The sequence below is a fragment of the Streptomyces sp. NPDC057963 genome, assembly GCF_042887155.1.
GTDB lineage: Bacteria > Actinomycetota > Actinomycetes > Streptomycetales > Streptomycetaceae > Streptomyces.
Window position 1 is genome coordinate 227,544 of sequence record NZ_JBHVPX010000011.1, and the last position, 25,940, is coordinate 253,483.

At 70.9% G+C, this 25,940-nt stretch carries 21 protein-coding genes, 1 tRNA gene and 1 pseudogene; 7 read left to right on the top strand and 16 right to left on the bottom strand.

Annotated features, from left to right (window positions below; translation table 11 throughout):
* Positions 1-329 precede the first annotated feature (329 nt).
* The 5 genes from ACFVT1_RS25685 to ACFVT1_RS25705 all read left to right on the top strand — a co-directional run bounded on the left by ACFVT1_RS25685 (position 330) and on the right by ACFVT1_RS25705 (position 6,701).
* The gene (locus ACFVT1_RS25685) at positions 330-1,658 is read left to right on the top strand and encodes an ABC transporter substrate-binding protein (RefSeq protein WP_389799492.1); all 1,329 of its coding nucleotides are present in this window, start codon (positions 330-332) and stop codon (positions 1,656-1,658) included.
* Positions 1,659-1,883: 225 nt separating this feature from the next.
* The gene (locus ACFVT1_RS25690) at positions 1,884-2,882 is read left to right on the top strand and encodes a carbohydrate ABC transporter permease (protein ID WP_389799495.1); all 999 of its coding nucleotides are present in this window, start codon (positions 1,884-1,886) and stop codon (positions 2,880-2,882) included.
* A 15-nt stretch (positions 2,883-2,897) separates the two neighbouring features.
* Positions 2,898-3,815, top strand: coding sequence for a carbohydrate ABC transporter permease (locus ACFVT1_RS25695; protein WP_389799497.1), 918 nt, complete (start codon positions 2,898-2,900; stop codon positions 3,813-3,815).
* Positions 3,816-3,938: 123 nt separating this feature from the next.
* Positions 3,939-5,402, top strand: a complete 1,464-nt coding sequence (locus ACFVT1_RS25700) for a GH1 family beta-glucosidase (RefSeq protein ID WP_389799498.1) — start codon at positions 3,939-3,941, stop codon at positions 5,400-5,402.
* A gap of 267 nt (positions 5,403-5,669) precedes the next feature.
* A complete protein-coding gene (locus tag ACFVT1_RS25705) occupies positions 5,670-6,701 on the top strand; it encodes a LacI family DNA-binding transcriptional regulator (protein ID WP_389799501.1) in 1,032 nt (343 codons plus the stop codon).
* An 80-nt stretch (positions 6,702-6,781) separates the two neighbouring features.
* Here the strand turns inward: ACFVT1_RS25705 and ACFVT1_RS25710 are convergent.
* The 3 genes from ACFVT1_RS25710 to ACFVT1_RS25720 all read right to left on the bottom strand — a co-directional run bounded on the left by ACFVT1_RS25710 (position 6,782) and on the right by ACFVT1_RS25720 (position 8,822).
* Positions 6,782-6,854, bottom strand: a tRNA-His gene (locus tag ACFVT1_RS25710).
* A 126-nt stretch (positions 6,855-6,980) separates the two neighbouring features.
* A complete protein-coding gene (gene orn / locus ACFVT1_RS25715) occupies positions 6,981-7,583 on the bottom strand; it encodes an oligoribonuclease (protein WP_389799503.1) in 603 nt (200 codons plus the stop codon).
* Between the two features lie 9 nt (positions 7,584-7,592).
* Entirely contained in the window at positions 7,593-8,822 is a 1,230-nt protein-coding gene (locus tag ACFVT1_RS25720; protein ID WP_389799505.1) for a helix-turn-helix domain-containing protein, read from the bottom strand.
* A gap of 981 nt (positions 8,823-9,803) precedes the next feature.
* Between ACFVT1_RS25720 and ACFVT1_RS25725 the strand changes: the two genes are divergently transcribed.
* The gene (locus ACFVT1_RS25725) at positions 9,804-10,325 is read left to right on the top strand and encodes a universal stress protein (RefSeq protein WP_362208252.1); all 522 of its coding nucleotides are present in this window, start codon (positions 9,804-9,806) and stop codon (positions 10,323-10,325) included.
* A 465-nt stretch (positions 10,326-10,790) separates the two neighbouring features.
* Here the strand turns inward: ACFVT1_RS25725 and glmS are convergent, their stop codons facing one another.
* The 3 genes from glmS to ACFVT1_RS25740 all read right to left on the bottom strand — a co-directional run bounded on the left by glmS (position 10,791) and on the right by ACFVT1_RS25740 (position 13,946).
* Positions 10,791-12,620 carry a glutamine--fructose-6-phosphate transaminase (isomerizing) gene (glmS, locus tag ACFVT1_RS25730; protein WP_362208255.1) on the bottom strand — a complete coding sequence of 610 codons (1,830 nt, stop codon included), beginning with the start codon at positions 12,618-12,620 and terminating at the stop codon, positions 10,791-10,793.
* A 43-nt stretch (positions 12,621-12,663) separates the two neighbouring features.
* A complete protein-coding gene (locus ACFVT1_RS25735) occupies positions 12,664-12,939 on the bottom strand; it encodes a hypothetical protein (protein ID WP_072489218.1) in 276 nt (91 codons plus the stop codon).
* A 110-nt stretch (positions 12,940-13,049) separates the two neighbouring features.
* Positions 13,050-13,946: a DUF4429 domain-containing protein gene (locus tag ACFVT1_RS25740; RefSeq protein ID WP_389799508.1), complete on the bottom strand. Its 897-nt coding sequence runs from the start codon at positions 13,944-13,946 to the stop codon at positions 13,050-13,052.
* A 131-nt stretch (positions 13,947-14,077) separates the two neighbouring features.
* Here ACFVT1_RS25740 and ACFVT1_RS25745 point away from each other — a divergent pair, with 131 nt between their 5' ends.
* Positions 14,078-15,712: a beta-N-acetylhexosaminidase gene (locus ACFVT1_RS25745; protein ID WP_389799510.1), complete on the top strand. Its 1,635-nt coding sequence runs from the start codon at positions 14,078-14,080 to the stop codon at positions 15,710-15,712.
* A gap of 119 nt (positions 15,713-15,831) precedes the next feature.
* On the opposite strand, the gene ACFVT1_RS25750 is transcribed toward ACFVT1_RS25745, so the two are convergent.
* From ACFVT1_RS25750 to ACFVT1_RS25795, 10 genes and pseudogenes are all read right to left on the bottom strand, one after another.
* Positions 15,832-16,695: a siderophore-interacting protein gene (locus ACFVT1_RS25750; RefSeq protein WP_389799513.1), complete on the bottom strand. Its 864-nt coding sequence runs from the start codon at positions 16,693-16,695 to the stop codon at positions 15,832-15,834.
* Between the two features lie 109 nt (positions 16,696-16,804).
* Entirely contained in the window at positions 16,805-17,164 is a 360-nt protein-coding gene (locus ACFVT1_RS25755; protein WP_389799515.1) for a hypothetical protein, read from the bottom strand.
* Complete coding sequence (locus ACFVT1_RS25760) at positions 17,161-17,802, bottom strand: GNAT family N-acetyltransferase (RefSeq protein ID WP_389799517.1); 642 nt, start codon at positions 17,800-17,802, stop codon at positions 17,161-17,163. Before ACFVT1_RS25760 ends, ACFVT1_RS25755 begins: the two co-directional genes overlap by 4 nt.
* 122 nt (positions 17,803-17,924) lie before the next feature.
* Positions 17,925-19,898 (bottom strand): Ig-like domain repeat protein, encoded by a 1,974-nt coding sequence (locus tag ACFVT1_RS25765; RefSeq protein ID WP_389799519.1) that lies wholly within the window; start codon positions 19,896-19,898, stop codon positions 17,925-17,927.
* A 221-nt stretch (positions 19,899-20,119) separates the two neighbouring features.
* Positions 20,120-20,308, bottom strand: a pseudogene (locus ACFVT1_RS25770) (YdcF family protein); the annotation flags it as partial.
* Positions 20,309-20,320: 12 nt separating this feature from the next.
* Entirely contained in the window at positions 20,321-20,539 is a 219-nt protein-coding gene (locus ACFVT1_RS25775) for a UTRA domain-containing protein (protein ID WP_389799522.1), read from the bottom strand.
* Between the two features lie 168 nt (positions 20,540-20,707).
* Positions 20,708-21,484 carry a polyprenyl diphosphate synthase gene (gene uppS / locus ACFVT1_RS25780; RefSeq protein WP_389799525.1) on the bottom strand — a complete coding sequence of 259 codons (777 nt, stop codon included), beginning with the start codon at positions 21,482-21,484 and terminating at the stop codon, positions 20,708-20,710.
* A 228-nt stretch (positions 21,485-21,712) separates the two neighbouring features.
* On the bottom strand, positions 21,713-22,879 hold the full coding sequence (locus ACFVT1_RS25785; protein ID WP_389799527.1) for an acyl-CoA dehydrogenase family protein: 1,167 nt from the start codon (positions 22,877-22,879) through the stop codon (positions 21,713-21,715).
* A 29-nt stretch (positions 22,880-22,908) separates the two neighbouring features.
* The gene (locus ACFVT1_RS25790; protein WP_389799716.1) at positions 22,909-23,826 is read right to left on the bottom strand and encodes a hydroxymethylglutaryl-CoA lyase; all 918 of its coding nucleotides are present in this window, start codon (positions 23,824-23,826) and stop codon (positions 22,909-22,911) included.
* A gap of 17 nt (positions 23,827-23,843) precedes the next feature.
* A complete protein-coding gene (locus ACFVT1_RS25795) occupies positions 23,844-25,934 on the bottom strand; it encodes a biotin carboxylase N-terminal domain-containing protein (protein WP_389799718.1) in 2,091 nt (696 codons plus the stop codon).
* Positions 25,935-25,940 lie beyond the last annotated feature (6 nt).

Sequence of the window (25,940 nt, forward strand, 5' to 3'; positions counted from 1 at the left end):
CGGTGCGCCCTTGACCTGCGCATCACCGGAAAGGGATCGAGCCTCCGGTCGATCTCCGCGGGCTATGGCAAGACTTCGGCGGGACACGGTCGCGTGACTTGCAGGACACACTCGGGCAACGGAAGCGCCTTCAACTCTTGACACCCACCCCTCGCAGGCAGGAACCTTCCGACATCGACGCATGGGAGCGCTCCCACATCGTGCGGGGTTTCCCGCTCGAACGGCACTGCCCGTGTCCTCCCCCCCTGAGCCACCCGGCATCCGCTCCCACCAGCGCGTATGCCGCGCAGTCAGAACGCCAGTCCCACCCTGGAACAAGGAGTAGTGGAATGCGCATCACCCGCACCGTCGCCGGCCGGAGCCGCAGAGCCGCGGTTCTGGCCACCACGGGCCTGACAGCCTCGGCCCTGCTGCTGGCCGGCTGCAGCAGCGACTCGGACTCGTCGGACGACACGGGCTCCGGCGCGAACGGGAAGATCACGCTGACCGTCGCCGACTACGGGCAGTTCGGCTACAAGGAGGCCGGCCTTTTCGCCAAGTACCACGAGCTGCACCCGAACATCACGGTCAAGGAGGACGTCACCGCCGACGAGAAGGTCTACTACCCCAAGCTGCTCCAGCAGTTGAACTCGGGCAGCGGCCTCGCCGACGTCCAGGGCATCGAGGTCGGCCGGATCAAGGAGATCGTCGACACCAAGGCGGACTCCTTCGCCGATCTCGGCAAGGTGATCGACGTCGGCGAGTGGGTGTCCTGGAAGGAGAAGCAGGCCACCACGTCCGGCGGTCAGGTGATCGGCGCGGGCACCGACATCGGTCCGATGTCCCTCTGCTACAACACCGACCTGTTCAAGAAGGCCGGTCTGCCGACCGACCGCGCGGAGGTCGCCAAGAAGGTCGCCGGGGGCTGGGAGGACTACCTCAAGCTCGGTGAGGAGTACAAGAAGAAGGCCCCCGAGGGCACGTACTTCATGGACTCCGCGAGCGCCATGTTCAACGCCGTGGTGAGCTCGAACGCGAAGCAGTACTACGACGAGAGCGGCAAGCCGGTCTACAAGGACAGCCCCAGCGTCCAGCAGGGGTGGAACCTGGCCGCCGAGGCCGCGTCGAAGAAGCTGACCCAGGGGCTCGCCCAGTTCAACGACCCGTGGGTCGCCGCCCTGCGCAAGGGCACCGTCGCCACGGTGGCCTGCCCCGCGTGGATGGCCGGTCAGATCTCGACCAACGCCGGTGAGGCCAACAAGGGCAAGTGGGACATCACCACCGCACCCGGTTCGACCGCCGCCAACTGGGGCGGCTCCTTCCTCGCCGTGCCCAAGTCGGGCAAGAACGTCGACGAGGCCACCAAGCTCGTCAAGTGGCTGACCGCTCCCGAGCAGCAGGCCGCCGTGTTCAAGGCGATCGGTGTCTTCCCGTCCAACAAGGGCGCGTACGACCTGCCGGACGTGAAGAACGCGAAGCTCCCCTACTTCAACGACGCGCCGATCGGGCAGATCTACGCCGAAGAGGCCAAGTCCATCCCCGAGACGGTCCTCGGCGCGAAGGACGGCGTCATCAAGGACACCATCTCCACCCAGATCAACAACATGGAGCAGCGCGGCACGAGCCCCGACGACGCGTGGAAGGCGGCGACCAACGCGATCGACAAGGCGATCGGCTAGATCGTCGCCGGTGCGGGCGGCCCCCCAGGAGCCTCCCGCGCCGGCCCGCGCCCGGACGGCCGCCCCGCCCCGTACCCCGCGCGGGTCCGCCCCCGCACACCGGGCCCCGTTGCGGGGCAACCGACCACGCGCACAAGCCACTCACGCCCCCGGCCCACCCCGGCCCCGTACCCCCCGCACCCCTCGTGCAGGCCAACTCAGCAACGCAGGGAAGGAATCCCGCCCGTGGCCACCTCGACTCCCACCCGGGACGCATACGCCCCGCCACCCGGCGGTTCCCAGCAGACGACGGCCCGGTCCCGTCGGCAGAACTGGCGGAGCCGGCTGTGGCGGTTCGACGACAAGGCTTCGCCGTACGCCTACATAGCCCCGTTCTTCCTCGTCTTCGGCGCCTTCGGGCTCTATCCGCTGCTGTACACCGGCTGGATCGCCCTGCACCGGGTGGAGATGACCGGCCTGGACCGGATGGAGTGGGTCGGCTGGGACAACTTCGACAAGATCCTGCACGACTCCGAGTTCTGGACGGCCCTCGGCAACACCTTCCTGATCGGGGTCATGTCCACCGTCCCGCAGCTGCTGGTCGCGCTCGGGCTGGCCCATCTGCTGAACTACCGGTTGCGCGCCAGCACGTTCTGGCGGACGGTCGTCCTCACCCCGTACGCCACCTCCGTGGCCTCCGCGGCCCTCGTCTTCGCCCTGGTGTTCCGGGCCGACGGCGGCCTGCTGAACTGGGCGCTGCACTTCATCGGCCTCGGCGACACCAACTGGGCCAACGGCCACTGGACGTCGAAGATCGCGATCTCCGTCATCGTGATCTGGCGCTGGACGGGCTACAACACCCTGATCTACCTGGCCGCCATGCAGGCCGTACCGACCGATCTGTACGAGGCCGCCTCGCTGGACGGCGCATCGCGCTGGCAGCAGTTCCGCAAAGTGACCATCCCCTCGCTGCGGCCGACGATCCTCTTCACGATCGTCATATCGACCATCGGCTCCATGCAGCTGTTCGGTGAGCCGCTGCTGCTGGAGGGCGGCACCCTCGGAGCCACCGGCGGCAACGAGAATCAGTACGAGACGCTCAGCGTCTACCTCTACAACTACGGCTGGAACCTCGGACATCTCGGTCCGGCCGCCGCAGTGGCCTGGGCGATGCTCGGCCTCCTGCTGATCATCGCCGCGGTCAACTGGCTCATCGGCCGCTTCGTACGCACATCCGCGGTCTGACCGGGAGCGAATTCCATGACCATGACCAGCCCCACCCAAGCCCCGGAACCCGGCCTCCCGAGCACGCCCCACCGGGCGGCGCGGCGCCCGAGCCGCTTCAGGCCGGGCGCGGGCGGACAACTGAAGGGCGGCCCGTTCGCCTACATCGCCCTGGCCGTCGTCGGCATCGGTTCGCTCCTGCCGCTCTACTGGACGCTCGTGGCCGCGTCCCACACCCAGGACGAAGTGCTCGCCACCACACCGCCGTTCCTGCCGGGCGGGCGGCTGCTGCACAACCTCGACGCGGCCTGGAGCCAGGCGCACCTCGGCAAGGCGATCGTCAACAGCGTCGTCGTCTCCGGCTGCATCACGGCGGCGACGCTCTTCTTCTGCACCCTGGCCGGCTATGCCTTCGCCAAGATGCGCTTCACCGGCCGCGGGGCGCTGATGACCGGGGTCGTCGCCACGCTCACGATCCCGCCGCAGCTCAGCGTCGTCCCGCTGTTCATGATGATGTCCGACATCGGCTGGGGCGGAAAGCTGGAGTCGGTGATCTTCCCGACCCTGGTGAGCGCGTTCGGGGTGTTCTTCATGCGGCAGTACCTGACCGAGGCGCTGCCCTACGAACTCATCGAGGCCGCCAAGATCGACGGCGCGAACAACTTCCGCATCGTGCGGAGCGTGGTGCTCCCGGTGGCCCGCCCCGCGATGACGGTGCTGGGAATGCTCACCTTCGTACAGGCCTGGAACGACTTCTTCTGGCCCTACCTCGCCCTCAACCAGCAGAATCCCACGCTCCAGGTGGCCCTCGGCCAGCTGAGCGCCTCCTACACCCCCGACCAGAGCATCGTGATGGCCGGCGCGCTGATCAGCACGCTGCCGCTGCTCGTCGTCTTCGTGGTCTTCGGCAAGCAGATCGTCGGCGGGATCATGTCCGGCGCCGTCAAGGGGTGACCCCGCGTCACCCGCCGTTCCCCGGGCACCCGTACGGCCTGATTCCCTGACCGCGGGCCGTACGGGCCCCGGAGCCACACCCCCCTAACCGCCCTGTTCGTCCATTCCTGGGAGCGCTCCCGCATGACTGCTGTACGACCTGACATCGCCCCGAAGCAGGCGCCCGAGGCAGCGAACTTTCCGACCGGTTTCGTCTGGGGGGCGGCCACCGCCGCCTACCAGGTCGAGGGCGCCGCGGCCGAGGACGGCCGCACCCCCTCCATCTGGGACACCTTCAGCCGCACTCCGGGCAAGGTCCGCAACGGTGACACCGGAGACATCGCCGCCGACCACTACCACCGCTACCGCGACGACGTGGCGCTGATGAAGCAACTCGGCCTGAGGGCCTACCGCTTCTCCGTCTCCTGGTCCCGGGTGCAGCCCACCGGCCGCGGCCCCGCCGTCGAACGCGGACTGGACTTCTACCGCAGGCTCGTCGACGAGCTCCTCGAAGCCGGTGTCGCGCCCGTCGCCACCCTCTACCACTGGGACCTGCCCCAGGAGTTGGAGGACGCCGGCGGCTGGCCCCAGCGGGTGACCGCCGAGCGGTTCGCCGACTACGCCGCCATCATGGCCGACGCCCTCGGCGACCGCGTCTCCACCTGGACCACCTTCAACGAACCGTGGTGCTCGGCCTTTCTCGGATACGGCTCCGGCGTGCACGCCCCCGGCCGCACCGAGCCGGCCTCCGCCCTGCGTGCGGCCCACCACCTCAACCTCGCCCACGGCCGGGCGGTCGGGATCCTGCGCGACCGGCTCCCCGCCACCGCGCAGACCTCGGTCACCCTCAACCTCCACCAGATCCGCCCGCTGACCGACAGCGCGGCCGACGCGGACGCCGCCCGCCGGATCGACGCGGTGGGCAACCGGATCTTCACCGGCCCGATGCTGCGCGGCGCGTACCCCGAGGACCTGATCGCCGACACGGCGCACCTGGTGAACTGGTCGGAGCTGGTCCAGGACGGCGACCTGGCCGCCATCTCCCGTCCGATCGACGTCCTGGGCGTCAACTACTACACGCCGACGCTGGTCTCCACACCCGCGGACGGTTCCGGTGACTCGCGCGACGACGGCCACGGCAACAGCGACCACTCCCCGTGGCCCGGCTCCGAGCACGTCGCCTTCCACCTCGCCGAGGGCAGGAAACGCACCGCGATGAACTGGGCGATCGACCCCGACGGGCTGTACAACCTGCTCCTCGACGTCTCCCGGGACCACCCGGACCTGCCGCTGATGGTCACCGAGAACGGCGCGGCCTTCGACGACCACGTCTCGCCCGAGGGCCTGGTGGAGGACCCCGAGCGGGTCGAGTACCTGCGTGGCCACCTCGAAGCCGTCCAGCGGGCCGTGGCCGACGGCGCGGACGTGCGCGGCTACTTCCTCTGGTCCCTGATGGACAACTTCGAGTGGGCGTACGGGTACTCGAAGCGCTTCGGTGCCGTCTACGTCGACTACGCCACCCAGCGCCGTATCCCCAAGGCGAGCGCCCACTGGTACGCCGACGTCATCCGCCGCCACGCACTGCCCCCGGTCACCGACCCCGCCTGAACCTCGCACACCCCGCACGGTCCTGTAGGCCCCCTGTACAACCTCCTGTACGACCCCGGAGACCCGGCCGCCCGTCGCGCCGGGTCTCCGTCGTCTCCGTCCGGGCCGCGGCCCGCGGAACCGAGGCCGGCACCGCACGGTTTGGGAGCGCTCCCATATTATGGGGCCGTCGAGACCGCCGGGCCCGGACGAGGGCCGGGGGATCCCAGACCAGGACTTGGTTCGGTTATCCGACTGTGAGAAATTGACCGCGAACGGGAGGCAGCCATGACGGCAGCGCGAGTACGGAGCGGCGGGCGGCCCACGCTCGAAGAGGTCGCGGCACGGGCGGGGGTGGGGCGCGGTACGGCCTCGCGGGTCATCAACGGATCCCCGCGGGTCAGCGCGCAGACCCGGGAAGCGGTGGAGGCGGCCGTCGCCGCACTGGGTTACGTACCCAATCGCGCGGCCCGCGCGCTCGCCGGGAACCGCACCGACGCCGTAGCCCTGGTCGTGCCCGAGCCGGAGACCCGCTTCTTCGCCGAGCCGTACTTCTCCGACATCGTCCGCGGTGTCGGCGCGGCGCTCGCCGACACCGACATGCAGTTGCTGCTCACTCTCGTCGGCAGCGACCGCGAGCGCCGACGGCTGGCCCAGTACCTGACCGCGCACCGCGTCGACGGCGTGCTGCTGGTCTCCGTCCATGCCGACGACCCGCTGCCGGACCTGCTGGAGCAGCTCGGCATGCCGGCCGTGATGAGCGGCCGCAGGTCCGCCTCCGAGCCGCTCGCCGCCGTCGACTCCGACAATTTCGGGGGTGCCCGTGCCGCGGTCGACCATCTGATCTCCCGGGGCCGCCGCTCCATCGCGACGATCACCGGGCGCCTGGACGTCTACGGTGCGCGGCGCCGCCTCGACGGCTACCGCGAGGCGGTCGCCGCGGCCGGTCTCGGACCGGACGAGCAGTTGATCGCTCCGGCCGACTTCAGCGAGGAGGGCGGTGCGCAGGCCATGCGCGACCTGCTGGCCCGCCGCCCCGATGTCGACGCGGTCTTCGCCGCCTCCGACGTGATGGCCGCGGGAGCCCGCCAGGTGCTCCGTGAGGCCGGCCGGCGCATCCCGGACGACGTGGCCCTGATCGGCTTCGACGACTCGGCCGTGGCCCGTCACATGGACCCGGCGCTCACCAGCGTGCGCCAGCCGATCGAGGAGATGGGCCGCACGATGGCCCGCGTCCTGCTCCAGGAGATCGCGGGCGAGAACCAGGAACGTCCGCAGATCGTGCTCCCCACGGAACTGGTCGTCCGCGACTCCTCGTGACGACCGTCACACGGCCACTCGGTGAGGGTGGTTCAGACACGAGAAGGGCCCCGGTCATCGACCGGGGCCCTTCTCTTCAGGGTGAGTAACGGGACTCGAACCCGCGACATCCTGGACCACAACCAGGTGCTCTACCATCTGAGCTATACCCACCACGCCCGGTCTTTTTCTGACCGGCCGAGAAAAAGTGTACAGGGTCCGAGAGGGTGCTCGCGCCCCCATTGTTCCGCCGCTGACCACAGCCCCCGAAAGGCCCATGACCAGCGGCTTCACACACTCCTACGGCGTGGGCGGCGCGACGCGTGCCGCGATCGCCCTGGCGCGCTCCGAGTCCGGACCGGGCTGCGGCACGAAGACCGCCTCGCGGTAGTAGCGCAGCTCCGTGATGGAGTCACGGATGTCCGCGAGCGCCCGGTGGTTGCCGTTCTTGGCCGGACTGTTGAAGTACGCCCTCGGGTACCAGCGGCGCGCCAGCTCCTTGACCGAGGACACATCGACGATCCGGTAGTGGAGGTAGCCCTCCAGGGCGGCCATGTCCCGCGCCAGGAAGCCGCGGTCGGTGGAGACCGAGTTTCCGCAGAGCGGGGCCTTGCCGGGCTCCTTCACGTGCTCGCGGACGTAGGCCAGCACCTGGGCCTCGGCGTCGGCCAGGGTGGTGCCCTGGGCCAGCTCGTCGAGGAGACCCGAGGTGGTGTGCATCTGGCGCACCACCTCGGGCATCGTCTCCAGGGCCGCGTCCGGCGGGCGGATCACGATGTCCACCCCTTCGCCGAGCACGTTCAACTCCGAGTCGGTGACCAGTGCGGCCACCTCGATGAGTGCGTCTTCCGTCAACGAGAGCCCGGTCATCTCGCAGTCGATCCACACCATGCGGTCGTTCATGGCCCCAGCCTACGGGGCACTCCGTTGACCCGGCAGGGTCGGGCGTCCGGCGGCGTACACGTCGGGGCCCGGTTTCCCGTGCTCCGGGTGCCCCGCCCCGACCGCCGCCGACGTGAAGACGGAGGGACCCGACGCGGTGGCCGCGGCCCGCCGGCCCGCCGAGGAGCCCTGGGCCGGCACGATCGGGTCGATCCCCGGGGAGAGGGGCTCCACGCCGCCACTCTGCGGACGGCGGGCCCGGTAGGCGGCCCGGTACGCGGCGGGGGAGGAGCCCAGCTGGCGCCGGAAGTGTCCGCGCAGCGCGACCGGCGAGCGGAAGCCGCAGCGGCCCGCGACCTCGTCGACCGAATGCTCGGACGTCTCCAGCAGCCGCTGCGCCTGCAGCACCCGCTGGGTGATGAGCCACTGGAGCGGTGCGCTGCCGGTGAGCGAGCGGAACCTGCGGTCGAAGGTCCGCCTGCTCATGTAGGCGCGCGCGGCCAGCGTCTCCACGTCGAACTGCTCGTGGAGATGCTCCAGTGCCCAGGCCACGACCTCGGCGAGCGGGTCGGAGCCGATCTCCTCGGGTAAAGACCTGTCGAGGTAGCGCTCCTGGCCGCCACTGCGCCGCGACGGCACGACGAGCCGGCGGGCCAGTGCCCCGGCGGCCTCCGTGCCGTGGTCCGTGCGGACTATGTGCAGACAGAGATCGATCCCGGCCGCCGTACCCGCGGAGGTGAGCACGTCGCCGTCGTCGACGAAGAGCTCGCGCGGATCGACGTGCACCGACGGATAGCGCTTGGCCAGCGTCGGTGCGTACATCCAGTGCGTGGTCGCCGGGCGGCCGTCCAGCAGACCTGCCGCGGCGAGTACGAACGCCCCGGTGCACAGCCCGACGATGCGGGCCCCTTCCTCATGGGCGCGGCGCAGCGCGTCCAGTGCCTCCGCGGGCGGTGGCGAGGTGATCGAACGCCAGGCGGGCACCACGACGGTGCCGGCCCTGCTGATCGCCTCCAGCCCGTAGGGCGCGGTGAGTTCGAGTCCCCCGGTGGTCCGCAGCGGTCCCTCTTCCCCGCCGCAGACGAGGAGTCGGTACCGCGGAACTCCCGCGTCCTGTCGGTCGATTCCGAACACGGAGAGCGGGATCGAGCTCTCGAAGATGGGGCCGCCGCTGAACAGCAGCACGGCGACGACTTCTCGTCGTCGTCGTCCACTGAGCTTCCGTACAGCCTCCGTTGCGGCGGCGGAGTCCTGGCTCATGACGCTAAGCCCCCCTCGGTGTTCGCGTCTCCCTGGTCCTTACGGGCCTGTCGCTCCTGCACTTTTCCCCTCGGTCCTGCACGAGACCCCCGTCTTCGATACCCAAGATCGAATCTACTGCGTCCCACGACGCCGTCGTGACAAGTTCACCAACCGGCGTTATGTCGACAAGGCAACTTGGCGGGAAGCATTCGATCACGAAGCGTTTCACTCAGCGGCCGCACAGGGAAGTGCGCCTCGCCTTGATGGCCCGTCCCCGTCGGGTGGAAGCGTACCGCGCGGTCTCTTCCTGCCTGGTGGCAAGGGGGTTGATCGGCCAATTCGGCAAGGAAGCGACAGGGGTGTGAAGTTGGCTGAAAATAGATGGTTGTGCGTACGTGATTCGGTCAGTGGACCGGCGCACAACCCCGATGAGCGACTGCTTCTTTGCGCCCCCTGGGCAGGTCGGGCGGCCGATCGCGCGGACCGGTGTGCCGGCGTCGGCGGCAGCCGGATCCCGACCGGCGGGCCGGTATCGGTCCGTCGGCCGGATGGAGGGCCGCGGACGGGGCGGGCGGGCCGGGACGGGTGCGGCGTGACTCCCGGGGGGCGGATCGTCGCGCCGGCGGTCGTCGGGGAAGTGGCGGCCGCTCCGGAGCGCGGTCGTTCCGCGACGGCTTCCCGGGCGTTCTGCGGGGATTCGGGGGCGGTTCGCGGCGGGGTGCGGACGGTCACGGAAACGGTCCGTTCGGTCACGCAGGGGAGCCTTCTCGCCCCTTCGGCGTCGATGTACAGCGCAACCGGCATTGCCATACGGGTCCGCCTCGGGCATGCTCCGTGAAACGTCGCGCGCGCTTTGCGCGGGTCTGGGCAGTGGAGGAGTGGCGCCGTACCCTTGGGGGTAAGGGGTTGGGAAGATGATTCCCGGACACCGCAACACCGCCCGCTGAGCACCTTCCCCACGTCGCTCTCCTCACGAGGACTCTCTTCGCCGAGACACCGATGGCCGGTCACGAAATCCCCGAACCCGCCGACCGCAAGCAGGTAGCCGACCCCATGTCGGGCCCGCAGGCGGCCGAAGAAACACGTCATTCCTGCGATCCGGCCTTCCGGCACGGGGTCGTGGTCGGCTTCGACGGCTCGACATCCAGTGAGCGCGCCCTCGCGTACGCCATCGGGATGGCCCGAAGATCGGGCTCCGGCCTGATCATCGTCCACGTCGCCAATCGGCTGCCGACCACCGTCTGGGCAGGTTGCGAGCCGCCCGTCTTCGTCGACGTGCCCGATCACCGCACCGAGGTGCTCGGCCTGGAGCTCGCCTGCGCGGACTACCTCTCCGAGGTCCCCTGGGTGCTTGTCGAGCGCGGCGGAGACATCTGCCACGAGCTGGAGGAGGTCGGCCGGGAGTACTCGGCCGACGCCATCGTCGTCGGTTCCACGCACGGCATCGTCGGCCGCATCTTCGGCTCGGTGGCGGGGCGCCTCGCACGCCGCGCGCAGCGTCCGGTCGTCGTCATTCCCTGAGCGGCCCCGCCCCGGCCATCCCTGTCGTCACCTCTGTCGCCGGGGGGACCCGCGCGGTCGACGTGGCGTCAACTCGTCTGTGGAAACCGGCAATCCGCTGAGGCGCAGAGGCGGATTGCGCGCTTGTGAAGGGTGCATATGGGGCATGAGGAAGCGGAGCCACCGCATGTGAAGAGAGCCCTCCGTGCACAACGGCGTCTCTGCGGGAGTGCCGGCACCTCTGTCGTCGGCCATCTCGCCCCGCGAATCGCCCTGTTGGCGTTCGGTATCGGTCACACCGGGACGTGGGCGATGCGACGGCGGCCGACGCCGTGCCGCCCGCGGTGTCGCCCTGTTCGCCGGGGCGCACATGCCGCTGCTGCCGGCGCTCCTGCTTCTGCTCCCGGGCATCGGCCACCGGCCCGTACGGGAGCGGCCCCGTACCCACGGTGGTGATGGGTGCGGGGCCGCTCTGCCGGCCGGGTCCTACTCGACGGTGACGGACTTCGCCAGGTTGCGGGGCTTGTCGATGTCGCGGCCCATGGCCAGGGCCGTGTGGTACGCGAAGAGCTGGAGCGGGATGCCCATCAGGATCGGGTCCAGCTCGTTCTCGTTCTTCGGCACGACGATGGTGTGGTCGGCCTTCTCCTGCACCTGGTGGGCGACGGCGAGGATGCGGCCGCTGCGGGCCTTGATCTCCTCCATCGCGGCGCGGTTCTTCTCCAGCAGGTCGTCGTCCGGCACGATCGCGACCGTCGGCATCGCGGGCTCGATCAGCGCCAGCGGCCCGTGCTTCAACTCGGACGCGGGGTACGCCTCCGCGTGGATGTACGAAACCTCCTTGAGCTTCAGCGAGGCCTCACGGGCGACGGGGTAGCCGCGGACCCGGCCGATGAACATCATCGACTTGGCGTCCGCGTACTCCGCGGCCATCTTCTTGATCTCGTCCTCGTTCGCCAGGATCTCGCTGATCTGGGCGGGCAGCCTGCGCAGCCCCTCGATGATCCGCTTGCCGTCGGCGACCGACAGATCCCGGATCCGGCCCAGGTGCAGGGCGAGCAGCGCGAACGCGACCACCGTGTTGGTGAAGCACTTGGTGGAGACGACGCAGACCTCGGGGCCGGCGTGGACGTACGTACCGCCATCAGCCTCACGGGCGATCGCCGAGCCCACCACGTTGACGACACCGAGCACCCGGGCGCCCTTGCGCTTGAGCTCCTGGACGGCGGCCAGTACGTCGTACGTCTCACCGGACTGGGAGACCGCGACGTACAGGGTGTCCGGGTCGACGACCGGGTTGCGGTAGCGGAACTCGGAGGCGGGCTCGGCGTCCGCGGGGATGCGGGCCAGCTCCTCGATCAGCTGCGCGCCGATCTGGCCCGCGTGGTACGAGGTGCCGCAGCCCAGGATCTTGATCCGGCGGACCCCGCGCGCCTCGCGGGCGTCCAGGTTGAGGCCGCCCAGGTGCACGGTGGCGAACCGGTCGTCGATCCGGCCGCGCAGCACCCGGTCGACGGCGTCGGCCTGCTCGGAGATCTCCTTGTGCATGTACGTGTCGTGGCCGCCCATGTCGTACGACTCGGCCTCCCACTCCACCGTGGTCGGCGTGGCCGTCGTGGACGAGCCCTCCGTCGTGTACGTACGGAAGTCGTCGGCCTTGAGGGTGGCCATCTCGCCGTCGTCGAGCGTGACGACCTGGCGGGTGTGGGCGACCAGTGCGGCGACGTCGGAGGCGACGAACATCTCCTTCTCGCCGATGCCGAGGACGACCGGGGAGCCGTTGCGGGCGACCACGATGCGGTCGTTGAAGTCGGCGTGCAGGACGGCGATGCCGTACGTGCCCTCGACCGAGCGCAGCGCCTCGCGGACCTTCTCCTCCAGGGTCTCCGCCTGGGCGCGGGCGATCAGGTGGACCAGCACCTCGGTGTCGGTCTCGGAGAGGAAGACGACACCGTCGGCGACGAGCTTCGCACGGAGCTCGGAGGCGTTGTCGATGATGCCGTTGTGGACGACGGCGACCTTGTTCTCGGCGTCCAGGTGCGGGTGCGCGTTCTCGTCGCTCGGGGCGCCGTGGGTGGCCCAGCGGGTGTGGGCGATACCGGTGGTGCCGGTGAAGCGCTTGGGAACGCGGGCCTCCAGCTCGCGGACCCGGCCCTTCGCCTTGACCATCTTCAGGGCGGCGGGCTTCCCGGCCGACGCCTTGCCGGTGATGACGATGCCCGCGGAGTCGTAACCCCGGTACTCCAGCCGCTGCAGCCCTTCCAGCAGCAGCGGTGCCACATCACGCTTCCCGATGTATCCGACGATTCCGCACATAGAGTCTCTGCCCCTCCATCGACGTACCTGTAGTGCCCGTTGCTCAGCCGTAGACGATGCGTCGCAGCTGGCGGAGCGACAGCTCCGGCGGCGCGACCGCCCGGTGCGGCAGCTCGGCCGCGATCCGCTCGAAGATCTCCGCGTTCACCAGGCCGCCGGACTGCAGTTCGCGGTGGCGGCGGCGGACGAAGTCGTCGGTCGTCTCGTCGAAGTACGCCAGCACGTCGAGGATCACCCGGGCGGCTTCACCGCGCTGGAGCGCGGTGCTGCGCACCAGGTGGTCGATGAGGTCGTCATGCGACGGGCGGCGTTCGAGCACTCGTTGATATTGCGGTGAACGGGGCACTTACGCAACAATTCTGCCCGATATCGGGCAGGCGGGGGTGTGATGAGGCTCTCGGGCGGCCCGGAAACGGTTCGGGGCAGCCCTCAGAGGCGCTTCAGGACGGCCTGCTTGGCGGCGGCGAACTCCTCGTCGGTGAGTATCCCCGCCTGCCGCAGCTCGCCCAGCTCCCGCAGTCGGCGCAGCAGCGCGTCGTGGTCCTCGGCGGGCGGCGGGGCGATCTCCGCGGGCCGGGCGCCCGCGGCCTTCGCGACCGGCTGCGCCCCCGTCCGCGCCTCCGCCGCGTCCGGCAGCCGGATCAGCACCGCCGCCGCCACCAGCACCGCCGTGTACTCCTTCTTGGACAGCCCCCACAGATCCAGCGCGTACGGGTCGAACTCCGCCGCCGGGGCCGACGCCCGGTCCCCGCCCCGTACGAAGCGCAGGTGCCCGTTCTCCAGGCCGATGGCGGGCAGCCAGTGCACCCCGGTCACCTCCGACACCGGGAGGGCGACCGGGCCGCCCGAGCTCTTGGCCTCCCTGGCCTTCCAGTTCCAGGTGAGGCGGATGGTCTCCCCGTCGAACGAGGCCGTGCCGTCCCCGCCGCCCCCGGCGACCGGCACCGCGGGACCGGGCAGCAGGAAGCCGTCCACCGGACCGGTGGGCACCTGTTCGATCAGCAGGGCGCCGCGCACCTCCTCGGCGAAGTACTCCGCTACGCCACTGCGGTCCTTTTCCACGGCCAGCTGGTAGGGATCCGCGGCGTCCCCGAGCCGGCCGTCGGCGGCGCGCAGGACCGGGCAGGCGCCGTCGCGCAGCCGCAGTCGCAGCCGGCCGCCCCGGCGGTCCGGTTCGAAGGCGATGCCCGCCAGTGCCCGCAGCGGGACGGCGCGCTCGCCCAGTTCCTGCCGGAGGGGATGGATGCCCTTGGCCCGCCCCGGCACGATCCGCACCGTCTCGCCGTCGAAGGTCCACGTTCCGTCGCGCTGGATTATTTCCGCCATGGGCCAGATTCTCGCAGCCGCAGAACGGGGAAGTGGTCTACGTCTTGACCATGTGTGAGGCAGGCGATACGCATGGTGAGGGCTCGGTCAGGAGATCCACAGGTGTGAACCCGTCGAAAAGGACCCGGCTTGTGAGACTGCACAGGACACAGCGCACCGCCCTTCCCCGTCTCCTCGGCTCGCTGCTGCTCGTCACGGCGGCCGGTATCTCCGGTGTCGGCGCGGCGCCGGAAGGCCATGCGGCGAGCCGCAGCCCGGCCGCGGCCCCCTCACCCCGTCCGCTCGGGCAGATAGTGCCCGCCCCCGCCGAGGCGAAGCCCGGCGGCTCCCCGTACGCCATCACCGCGGACACCAGGATCCGTGTCGAGGACGACTCCCGCGAGGCCCGGCGGGTCGGCGACTACCTGGCGGGCGTGCTGCGCCCGTCCACCGGCTACGCCCTGCCGGTCACCGGCCGCGGCGGCGACGGCATCCGGCTCCGGCTCGACCCCCGCGACAGCGGGTCGGGCGCCGAGGGGTACACCCTGAAGTCGGGCCCCGGCTCCGTCACTCTCACCGCGCGCGCCCCGGCGGGGCTCTTCCACGGCGTCCAGACACTGCGCCAGCTGCTCCCGGCCCACGTGGAGAAGAAGAGCCGCCAGAAGGGCCCCTGGAGAATCGCGGGCGGCACGGTGAAGGACGCGCCCCGCTACGCCTACCGCAGCGCGATGCTGGACGTCTCCCGGCACTTCTTCTCCGTCGCAGAGGTCAAGCGCTACATCGACCAGCTCGCCCTCTACAAGATGAACAAGCTCCACCTGCACCTCTCCGACGACCAGGGCTGGCGGATCGCCATCGACTCCTGGCCGCGGCTCGCCACGTACGGCGGGCAGACGGAGGTCGGCGGGGGAGCCGGCGGCCACTACACGAAGAACGACTACAAGGAGATCGTCCGGTACGCCTCCTCCCGCTATCTGGAGGTCGTGCCGGAGATCGACCTGCCCGGCCACACCAACGCGGCGCTCGCCTCGTACGCGGAGCTGAACTGCGACGGCGTCGCGCCGCCGCTCTACACCGGCACGGCCGTCGGCTTCAGCTCGCTCTGCGTCCCGAAGTCCGTCACGTACGACTTCGTGGACGACGTGGTCCGCGAGCTGGCCGCGCTCACCCCCGGCGCGTACCTCCACATCGGCGGCGACGAGGCGCACTCCACCAGCCACGCGGACTACGTGGCCTTCATGAACAAGGCGCAGGCCGTCGTCGGCAAGCACGGCAAGACCGTGATCGGCTGGCACCAGCTGACCGGGGCCACGCCGGTCAAGGGCGCGGTCGCCCAGTACTGGGGGTACGACCGGACGGGCGCGGCCGAGCGCAAGCAGGTGGCGGACGCCGCCGTGAACGGCACGAAGCTGGTGCTGTCCCCGGCCGACCGGAGCTACCTCGACATGAAGTACGACAAGGACACCGCGCTGGGCCTGGCCTGGGCCGGTTACGTCTCCGTCCGGCGCTCCTACGACTGGGACCCGGCGACCTACCTGGACGGCGCCCCGGAGGGCTCGATCCTCGGCGTCGAGGCGCCGCTCTGGTCGGAGACCCTGACCGACAGCGACGAGATCGAGCAGATGGCCTTCCCGAGGCTGCCGGGAGTGGCGGAGCTGGGCTGGTCCCCCGCGTCCACGCACGACTGGGACGCGTACAAGGTGCGGCTCGGCGCGCAGGGGCCGCGGTTCTCCGCGCTCGGCATCACCTACTACCGGGCGCCGCAGGTTCCCTGGGCCGCCCAGTGAGGTGAGCGGGGCCCGACCGGCGGCCGTCGTCCGTACGGCCGGCCGCCGGACGGGCCCCGCAGGTCCGGGCCCCGCAGGTCCGGTGCCCGCCCGTGCGCGGCCGGGAGCCGGTCGGCGGTCTACTCGTCCGCGTCGGCCGCCGCCTCGCGCAGCTGCTCCTCGCTCAGCCCGCGACGCCAGTACCCGACGAATGTCACGCGCCCGCGGTCGAATCGGCGTTCCTGGACGAGGTGGCGGCGCAGCGCGCGTACCTGTGACGACTCGCCCGCGATCCAGACGTACGGCGTCCCCTCGGGCAGCTCGGCAGCGCGGACGGCCTCCAGGGCGGCGGGTGCGCCCTCGTTCCGCACGAGCCAGGTGATCCGGGCCTTGGCGGCGGTGTTGAGGGCCTGGCGGTCCTCGGTGTGCTGGACCTCCAGCCAGACCCGGGCCTTCGTGCCGGCCGGCAGCCACTCCAGTGCCGCGGCCGCGGCGGGCAGTGCGGTCTCGTCGGCCCAGATCAGGACCCAGTCGGTGTCCCGCGGAGGGCGGAAGCGGACGGCGGTGTTGTCCTCGACGGCCGGGCCCAGCGCCTTGAGCGGATCGCCGGGGGCGGCCGCGGCGGCCCAGCGGCAGGCGGGCCCGCCGTCCCCGTGCAGCGCGAAGTCGATGTCGATCTCGGTCGACCCGTCGGGAGCGCGGCGCTGGGCGCGCACGGTGTAGGAGCGCATGACGGGCCGTACGTCGTCCGGAAGGGCGCGCCAGGCGGTGAACCAGTCGCCGTCCCCATCGACCGGAACAACTGGTTCCGGCTGGCCGGGGTGCGGCAGGAAGAGCGACAGGCTCTGATCGCGGCCCCCGGCCGCGAAGCCGTCGAGTCCCGGGCCGCCGAAGGTGACCCGGAGCATGGTGGGCCCCAGCCGCCGGGTCCGCAGGACGGCCAGGCCGAAGAACCGGAAGGGGGCGACGGGGGATGTGGCGGGGGGTGCGACGGACGTCGTCATGCGGGGGCTCCTCCCAGGAACCGGGTGCGAAGCCGGGAAGCGGCCGCCGGTACGTTCGAAGGAAGGTTAGCCTAACCTCATCGTGCGTTCGAGGGGGCCTCCCGGCCGTTCACCAGACGAGGACCCCGCCGCCCACCGTCCGGGCCCTCAGGGCGGCGCGGGTGAGGTTGGCGAGCCGGGCCACCACGTAGTCCCGCCGGTCGCCGCCGCCTCCGGCGAGCGCCGCGGCGTTGCGGTGCAGCAGTTCGCACTCGGCGAGGAAGTCGTCGACATCTTCCGGCTCCACGTACAGATCGCCGGTGGCCAGCTCCGGGAGGAACCGGGCGCCGAGCGCCCGCGCGGCGTCCGATCCCCACAACGCGGTCCGGCAGACCTCGGTCCCGGCCATGTCGCCGCCGTCCTCGGGGTCGTCGAGCAGACGCGATCGGCCGTGCTCGTCGTAGACGAAGGTGTGCACCAGAAGCGTCATGCCCCGAACTCCTCCCGGCAGCCGTCGAGCCCCTCGACGGTGACGTCGACGTCCCGGTGCTCCGCCCAGCGGGCGCGGTCCAGCCGCAGCCGCTGGAGGGTGACGGGCGCGCCCCGTACCGCGGCGACCTCCAGTCCGTCCGGCAGGTATCCGAGCCGCCGTGAAACACCCAGCGAGCGCGGGTTGTCGGTCATCGCGGACGAGACCGCGGTCCGCGCCCCGAGCCCGGCGAAGGCGAGATGCAGCGCTGCGGCCCGCATCTCGGTGCCGATGCCCCGACCCTGGTGGGCAAGGCCCAGCCACGAGCCGGTGCTCACCTCACCGGTGAGGGCGAAGTCCTTCGCCGTCACGTCCTGCCGCCCGACCACCCGGCCCTCGTGCAGCACGGCGAGGCTCAGCGCCCAGTCCCGCGAGGACCAGTCGGCGACGGTGGCCAGCACATGCTGGAACACGGCCCTGCCGCGCTCGGCGGGCGACGCGTCGGTCCACGGAACCGTGAACGGCATGTCGGCCGGCGCGTGCACCCCGTCGACGGCGACCGACGCGAGGCCGTCCAGCAACTCCAGGTCCGGAAGGCGGAGTTCCAGACGGGGTGTGCGGAGGCGGAGCCCGTACAGGGGCCAGTGGTGCGGCTTCATGCACGGACTCTGCCGCCCGGGGCCGCGCGCTGTCGAACGAATTGCACCGCACCCGGGGAGAAGGGCCCCGGCGGGGCCCTTCTCCGTCCTGCGTCGGTGCGGTGCTGCTTGCCTGCTGCTGCCTACTTCGTGAAGTACAGGTACTTCCATGCGCCGTGCGTCGTCGAGTTCACGCTGTCGCCCGAGGAGCCGTTGATGTACGAGGAGCGCATCCGGGCGCGGATGCCGGACTGGCCGGGGGCTTCCAGGCGGACCACGGACTTGCCGTTGCTGCCCAGCGCGAAGTACTCGGGGTCCGTGTCGTACCAGCGGCCCTGGTAGTAGACCTGGAGCCCGAAGCGCTGCTGGCGGCCCTTGTAGTACGTCATCGACGTCGTGAGGACCGGGTCGGTGTTCTTGTGGAACCAGTAGTACGTCGTGGAGCCGATCTTGCCCGTCTTGTAGTGCTTGGAGACGGAGGTGGAGACCCTCACCTTGGCGTACGCGGTCGACTTCGCCGTCTTGGAACCCGAGCGGGCATCGCCCGCGTAGACCGCGGTGACCGTGGTGTCACGGGTCATGTCCACCGTGACCGACAGGTTGCCCTTGGAGTTGACCTTGCCCTTCTTCAGCAGCTTCTTGGGCTTGTCGGCGCCGAAGGGGTCGGCCCAGATCTCGACGGTGCGGTTCTTGTAGGTCTTGCCGAGGTGGGCGGTGAAGGAGACGTCGGCGCCGTAGGAGTAGAGGGCGCCGTTGCGGTTGAGGCCGAGGGAGGTGGCGGTGCGCGAGACGGCGACCGTGTCCTTGCCCGAGGCGGGCGCGTGCGTGGCGTCGCCCGCGTACCGCGCCGTGTAGGTCACGTTGCCGCCGGCGGGCGGGGTGTCGCTGAAGGAGAACGCACCGGACGAGCCGACCGTCTTCGTGCCGAGCGACTTGCCCTTGGGCGAGTCGATGTCGGTCCGGGTGACGGTGACCTTCGAGCCCGCGGGGAAGGACTTGTCGGAGGTCAGCTTGCCGGTGACGTTGAGCTTCTTGGCGCGGGCCGCCTTGGCGGGCGCGGAGACGGTGGCCTTGACCGGGAACCTGGTGGCGTCGTCGAGGACCCGCAGGAACGGTCCGCCGTAGCCCCCGGAGAGGGCGAACAGCTTGGTCCCGTCGGGGGCCCACGCCAGTCCTCGGGAGCTGATGATGTCGCCGCCCGCCGTGCCCTGGGCGTACGTGTACGTGCGGTACGGCGCCGTCGCCCCGGGCTTGAAGACGTAGATGTCCTTGTCGTACGGGGCGTACAACGACACGGCGACGGTGCCGTCCGGCGCGATCGCGGCGGAGTCGGGGTTGCCCGCCTCGACGCGGTAGCCACCGGTACGGGTGAGGTCGTCGGTGTTGATCGCGGTCGCCGCGTAGGGGGACTCGCCCGAGGCGGCGACGATCTTCTTGCCGTCGGCGCTGAGCGCGAAGTCGTTCATGTAGTTCGCGGCCTCGGACGGCATGCCCTGCTTGCGCAGGACGGGCGTGCTCGTCGACACGTCGTACACGGCCAGACCGGACCAGGTGCCGTGGACGCCGAGCACCAGGGTGTTCCCGGCGGACTCCAGCTCGGGGGCGTCGTACCAGCCGATGCCGGGGAGCTGGTCGAGGGCGACCTCCGGGCTGCCCTGCGCGGGGTCGAACGAGCCCAGGTGGTGCGAAGGCTGATCGCCGTACATGAACCAGACCCGGCCGCCCGCCACCGCCACCGTCTGCGGCCGGGTGTTCTCGCCGGTGCCGTACCGGGCGGCCGCCGTCGAGGTGGCCGTCTCGATGGCGACGACGGCGTCGCTGCCCGGAACGGCCGCGTAGACGGAACGGGAATCGGGCGCGATCGCCAGATCCTGCACGCCGGGAAGGTTCGGGACGGTCGCCACGACCTTGCCCGCGTAGTCGGTGACGACGACCTTGTTGCCGCTCGGATCGCTGATGTAGACCCGCTTGTGGACACCGTCCACGGCCATGTCGCCGTACGAGGAGACCGGCAGGGCCTTGGCGGAGTCGGCCATGGCCGACCCCGTATTGCCGACGGCCAGTGCCGTCGAGCTGAAGAGGACCGCGAGCGCGGTCGACACGGTGCGCGTACGCACGTTGATGTACCCCCACAGTGAAACCCGGCGGATGGGCCGGGTGACGAGTCGGCCGCGCGACATCCGGACACCACTGTGTGAAGACGGTGTGCAGGGAGCGGCCGCTATTGTGAAGGATATGTCATGGCGGTGACAGGCGGGAGCGGATATGCGTGCGGGGCCGGGGGAGCCGTACCGGACGAACTCCGCGGCGGGACCGCGTTGTTCCCGGGGCGCCGGACTCAGTGCCCCGTTCCCGCGCCGCCCGCGACGAGCCGGCTCGTGAAGCCCGCACGGGACAACCGCTCGTACGCCGCCGTCACCTCGTCGGGAACGGCGTCGGCGACCATGAAGCCGTGGGCCGGATAGATCAGCAGACGTTGCAGCGCGCCGACGAGCATGTCGATCACCAGCCGGTCGTCCTGGATGGACGGGCGTGAAGATCACTGCGCGTTGCCCTTGCCGTGTGCCGAGTCCGGGACCTTGAAGTCGTACGACCATCTGAAGCGTGAAGCGGCGTGCACGCCTATGGCGAATTCGACCACGGTGCCGTCGGCCGTATAGGCAGTCCTGTGCAACTCGACGACCGCTTCGCTCCGTGGCAGCAGGAGGAGCTTCGTCTCCTCGGGCGTAGGGGCACGTGCGAACAACTCCTCCCTCATGTGGTCCGGCCCGGTACTCCACCCCGCAGGCGCAGGCGCAGGGGCGGGTTGTCGGTCGTGGCGGACGAGATCGCCGTCCGGGCGCCGAGTCCGGCGAAGGCGAGGTGCCGGGCGGCGGCCCGTGTCTCGGCGGACTCTCCCGGAACGCCCGGTGCGCCGTCGAATCCTTTACGGGTCGCTGCGGCACCGGCGGGCGGAGTAGCTGCGCAGGGCCCGGAGAAAGTCGATCTCGCGGAAGGCCGGCCAGTACGCCTCGCAGAAGTACAGCTCGGAGTACGCGCTCTGCCACAACAGGAAGTTGGACATCCGCTGTTCGCCGCTGGTGCGGATGATGAGGTCCGGGTCCGGCCGTCCGGCCGTGTACAGATGCCTGGCGAGGTCGTCCACCGTCAGGCTGTCCGCCAGTTCGCGCAACGACTGCCCGGCCGCGGAGCGTTCCTGCAGCAGGCCGCGCAACGCGTCGATGACTTCCTGACGCCCGCCGTAGCCGATGGCCAGGGTGACATGGGCGCCGGTGGTGCATGCGCGGGTGGCCTCGACCGCGCTCTTGAGGGCCTCTGCGGTGTGGGCGGGGAGTACGTCGAGCGTTCCGGCGACGTGGACTTGCCAACGGGCATCGGGGCGGGCCAGTTCGTCGGTGACGACCCGCTCGATCAGATCCATCAGGTAGGACACCTCACCGTCGCCGCGACGGCCGAGGTTCTCCGTCGAGCAGACGAACACGGTGACGTGCCGGATGCCGAGACGCTCGCACCACGACAGGACGTCCGCCACGTGCTCGGCCCCGTACTTGTGCCCCAGGCTCGGGCTGGACAGGCCCACTTGGCGGGCCCAGCGGCGGTTGCCGTCCATGATCAGCCCGATGTGCCCGGGGATCTGGCCGCGCAGGACCTGACGGCGCAGGCGTCCCGCGTACAAGGGGTAGAAAGGTGCGGTCAGCTGCATGGTGTCCCTTCGGTATGTACGGGCCACGGGCCACGCTAGGCCCTTCCTCGGGCCGGAGCCTCCCCCGACCCGAAATCCGCCCGGCGGATCACCGGGACGCTCTCCCGCACGACCGAGGCGGTTCGGAAGGGCGGCCCGAAGGCGGCCCGAAGGCGGTCCGAAAGGCGGCCCGGGAAGGCGGACGGGGCGGGCCCGCACCCCGGACCCGCCCCGTACCGCCGCGAAACGTCAGGCCGGAAGACCCAACTCCCTCGCGATCAGCATCCGCTGCACCTCGCTCGTGCCCTCGCCGATCTCCAGGATCTTGGAGTCGCGCCACATCCGGGCCACCGGGTACTCGTTCATGAAGCCGTAGCCGCCGTGGATCTGGGTCGCCTCGCGGGCGTTGTCGACCGCGACCGTCGACGAGTACAGCTTCGCGATCGCCGCCTCCTTCTTGAAGGGCTCGCCCGTCACCAGGCGCGACGCCGCGTCGCGCCAGCCGGTACGGGCCATGTGGGCCCGCATCTCCATGTCCGCGAGCTTGAACTGGATGGCCTGGTTCGCGCCGATCGGCCTGCCGAAGGCGTGGCGCTCCTTGGCGTACTTCACCGACTCGTCGACGCAGCCCTGCGCCAGGCCCGTGGCCAGGGCGGCGATGGCGATCCGGCCCTCGTCCAGGATGCGCAGGAACTGGGCGTAGCCGCGGCCCTCCTGGCCCAGCAGGTTCTCCAGCGGGACGCGGACGTCGGAGAAGGACAGCTCGCGGGTGTCCGAGGCGTTCCAGCCGACCTTGGAGTACGGGGCGGCGACCGTGAAGCCGGGGGTGCCGGACGGCACGATGATGCAGGAGATCAGCGGGGCGCCGTTCGCCTTGTGGCCGGTCACCGCCGTGACCGTGACCAGTTCGGTGATGTCCGTACCGGAGTTGGTGATGAAGCACTTGGAGCCGTTGATCACCCACTCGCCCGTCGCCTCGTCGCGCACCGCCGTCGTCCGGGTGCCGCCCGCGTCCGAGCCGGCGTCCGGCTCGGTCAGGCCGAACGCGCCGAGCGCCTCGCCCGAGCAGAGCTTCGGCAGCCACTGCCGCTTCTGCTCCTCCGTACCGAAGTGGTAGACCGGCATCGCGCCGAGCGAGACCCCGGCCTCCAGGGTGATCGCCACGGACGAGTCGACCCGGGCCAGCTCCTCCAGGGCGATCCCGAGGGCGAGGTAGTCGCCGCCCATGCCGCCGTACTCCTCGGGGAACGGCAGCCCGAACAGGCCCATCCGCCCCATCTCCCGCACGATCTCGTACGGGAACTCATGGCGCTCGTAGAAGTCGCCGATCTTCGGGGCGATCACATCGTGCGCGAACTCCTCGACGGTGCGACGCAGTTCCTCGTGCTCGGCGGTCAGCCGGTGGTCCAGGGACATGGCAGGTGTCACTCCTTGTGGGACTGGGTTTACCGCACCGAGAGCGCGCGGACGGTACGGGACGGGCTGGGCCGGCCCAGCTGTTCGGCGAGCCACACGCTGGTGGCGGTGAGCGCGTCGAGGTCGACCCCGGTTTCGATGCCGAGGCCGTCGAGCATCCACACGAGGTCTTCGGTGGCGAGGTTTCCGGTCGCGCTCTTCGCGTACGGGCAGCCGCCGAGGCCGCCCGCCGAGGCGTCCACGGTGGTCACACCGTGCTGGAGCGCGGCAAGGGTGTTGGACAGGGCCTGGCCGTACGTGTCGTGGAAGTGCACGCCGATGGTGTCGGTGCGCACGCCCTCCTCGTTCAGCTCGGAGAGCAGGTCCTGCACATGGCCGGGCGTGGCGACGCCGATGGTGTCGCCGAGGGAGAGCTCGTCGCAGCCGAGGTCCATCAGCGCCTTGGCCACCCGAACGACCTGGTGGACGGGGACCGGCCCCTCCCACGGGTCGCCGAAGCACATCGACAGGTAGCCCCGGACATGCACCTTGTCGGCCTTGGCGCGGGCGACGACCGGCTCGAACATGGCGAGCGACTCGTCGACGGTGCGGTTGAGATTGCGGGCGGCGAACGTCTCGGTCGCCGAGCCGAACACGGCGATGCGCCGCGCACCGAGCGCCAGGGCCCGGTCCAGACCGCGCTCGTTCGGTACGAGTACGGGCAGGGCGGCTTCCCCGATGTCGGCGAGCCGGGGGAACAGGTCCTCCGCGTCGGCGAGTTGGGGCACCCACTTGGGGTGCACGAAACTGGTCGCCTCGATGGTGGACAGGCCCGAGGCGGCCAGGCGGTGGATGAACTCCGCCTTCACCTCGGTCGGTACGACCGCCTTCTCGTTCTGCAGCCCGTCGCGGGCACCGACCTCGTGGATGCGCACCCGCGGGGGCAGATCCTGGGCCGGTACGGTCATGGGCAGGGTACGGGGTGTCACGCGTCCTCCCCGGGGGCGTCGGCGGGAGCCACCACGGCCAGGATCTGGTCCATGGCGACCGTGGCGCCGGTGGTCACGTCCAGCTCGGTCACGGTCCCGGCGTGCGGGGCGGAGATGACGTGCTCCATCTTCATCGCCTCGACGACGAGCAGGCTCTGCCCGGCCACGACCTCGTCCCCGACCGCCACCTTCACGACGGTGACGGTGCCGGGCATGGGCGCGGCGAGGGTGTCCGCCCCGGACCGGCCGCCGCCGGCCAGCGACGCCTCCACGGGGTCGTGGTCCTGTACGTGCCAGGTGTCGCCGTCACGGCCCAGCCAGGTCCCTTCCGGGGACGCCGCATGGGCGAACGTGTGCGTGACACCGGCCAGTTCGAGGGTGAGGCGGTGCGGGGACAGCTCGACCAGCCGGGCCGTCTCCTTGCCGCCGGGCATCGGGGCCAGCGGGCCGCAGGGGCCCGTCGCGGGCTCCGGTGGCTGCGCGCCCTCCCCGACATGGCCGAACGTCAGCTCGGCGCCCGCCGGGCAGGAGCGCAGCGAGACCTGCACGGGGTCGTGGCCCGGCAGCCGGAAGTGGCGCACCGTACGGGACGGGGTGCCGCCCAGCCGCCAGCCGCTCGCCATCGAGAACGGGTCCACCCAGCCGGAGCCGTCCACGGGGGAGGCGCTCGCCGGGGGCGACGACTGCCGCAGCAGCGCCGCCGCCGCGTACACCTCCTCCGGCACCCCCTCCGGCACCAGCCCGGCCACCTCGCGCTCCACCAGCCCGGTGTCCAGGTCGCCCGCCACCACCGCCGGGTGGGCGAGCAGCCGGCGCAGGAAGCCGGCGTTCGTCGGGACGCCGAGGATCACCGTGTCCGCGAGCGCCGCGCGCAGCCCGCGCAGGGCGGCGGCGCGGTCGGGGCCGTACGCGACGACCTTCGACAGCATCGGGTCGTACAGGCTGCCGACCTCGCCGCCCGCGGCGAGCCCGGAGTCCGTCCGTACGCCGTTGCCCTGCGGCTCGCGCAGCGCGAGCACCGTGCCGCCGGAGGGCAGGAAGCCGCGGGACGGGTCCTCGGCGCAGATCCGGGCCTCGATCGCATGGCCGGTGAGCCCGATGTCCCGCTGTCCGTAAGGGAGCGGCTCGCCCGCCGCGACCCTCAGCTGCCACTCCACCAGATCCAGGCCGGTGATCAGCTCGGTGACCGGGTGCTCGACCTGGAGGCGGGTGTTCATCTCCATGAAGTAGTACGAGGCGGGGTCGTTGCCCGGGACGATGAACTCCACCGTGCCCGCGCCCACATATCCGCAGGAGCGGGCCGCCTGGACGGCCGCCTCGCCCATCGCCGCCCGGGTCTCCTCGTCGAGCAGGACGGACGGCGCCTCCTCGATGATCTTCTGGTGGCGGCGCTGGAGCGAGCACTCGCGCTCGCCGAGGTGGACCACGTTGCCGTGGGTGTCCGCGAGCACCTGGATCTCGATGTGCCGGGGCCGGTCGATCCACCGCTCCACCAGCAGCGTGTCATCGCCGAACGAGGCCCTCGCCTCGCGCCGGGCGGCCGCGATCTCGTCCGCGAGCAGCGTCTCGTCGCGCACCAGCCGCATGCCCTTGCCGCCGCCGCCCGCCGAGGGCTTCAGCAGCACCGGTGTCCCGATCTCCCGGGCCGCTGCACCCAGTTGGGCATCGGTGAGCCCGCTCCCCGAGGAGCCGGGCACCACCGGGACACCGGCCGCCGCGACCGTCTCCTTGGCCCGGATCTTGTCGCCCATCAGCGCGATGGCGTCGGCGGACGGGCCGATGAAGACCAGCCCCGCCTCCGCGCACGCCCGCGCGAACCCCGCGTTCTCGGCGAGGAACCCGTACCCGGGGTGGACGGCCTGCGCGCCGGTGCGACGGGCCGCGTCCAGCAGCGCGGGCACGCTCAGATAACTCATCGAGGCGGGCGCGGGCCCGATCCGTACCGCCGTGTCGGCCTCCCGGACGTGCCGGGCGTCCGCGTCCGCGTCGCTGAACACGGCGACCGAGCGGACGCCGAGCTCGCGCAGCGTACGGATGACACGTACCGCGATCTCGCCGCGATTGGCGACAAGAACGGTGTCGAACATCGTCAT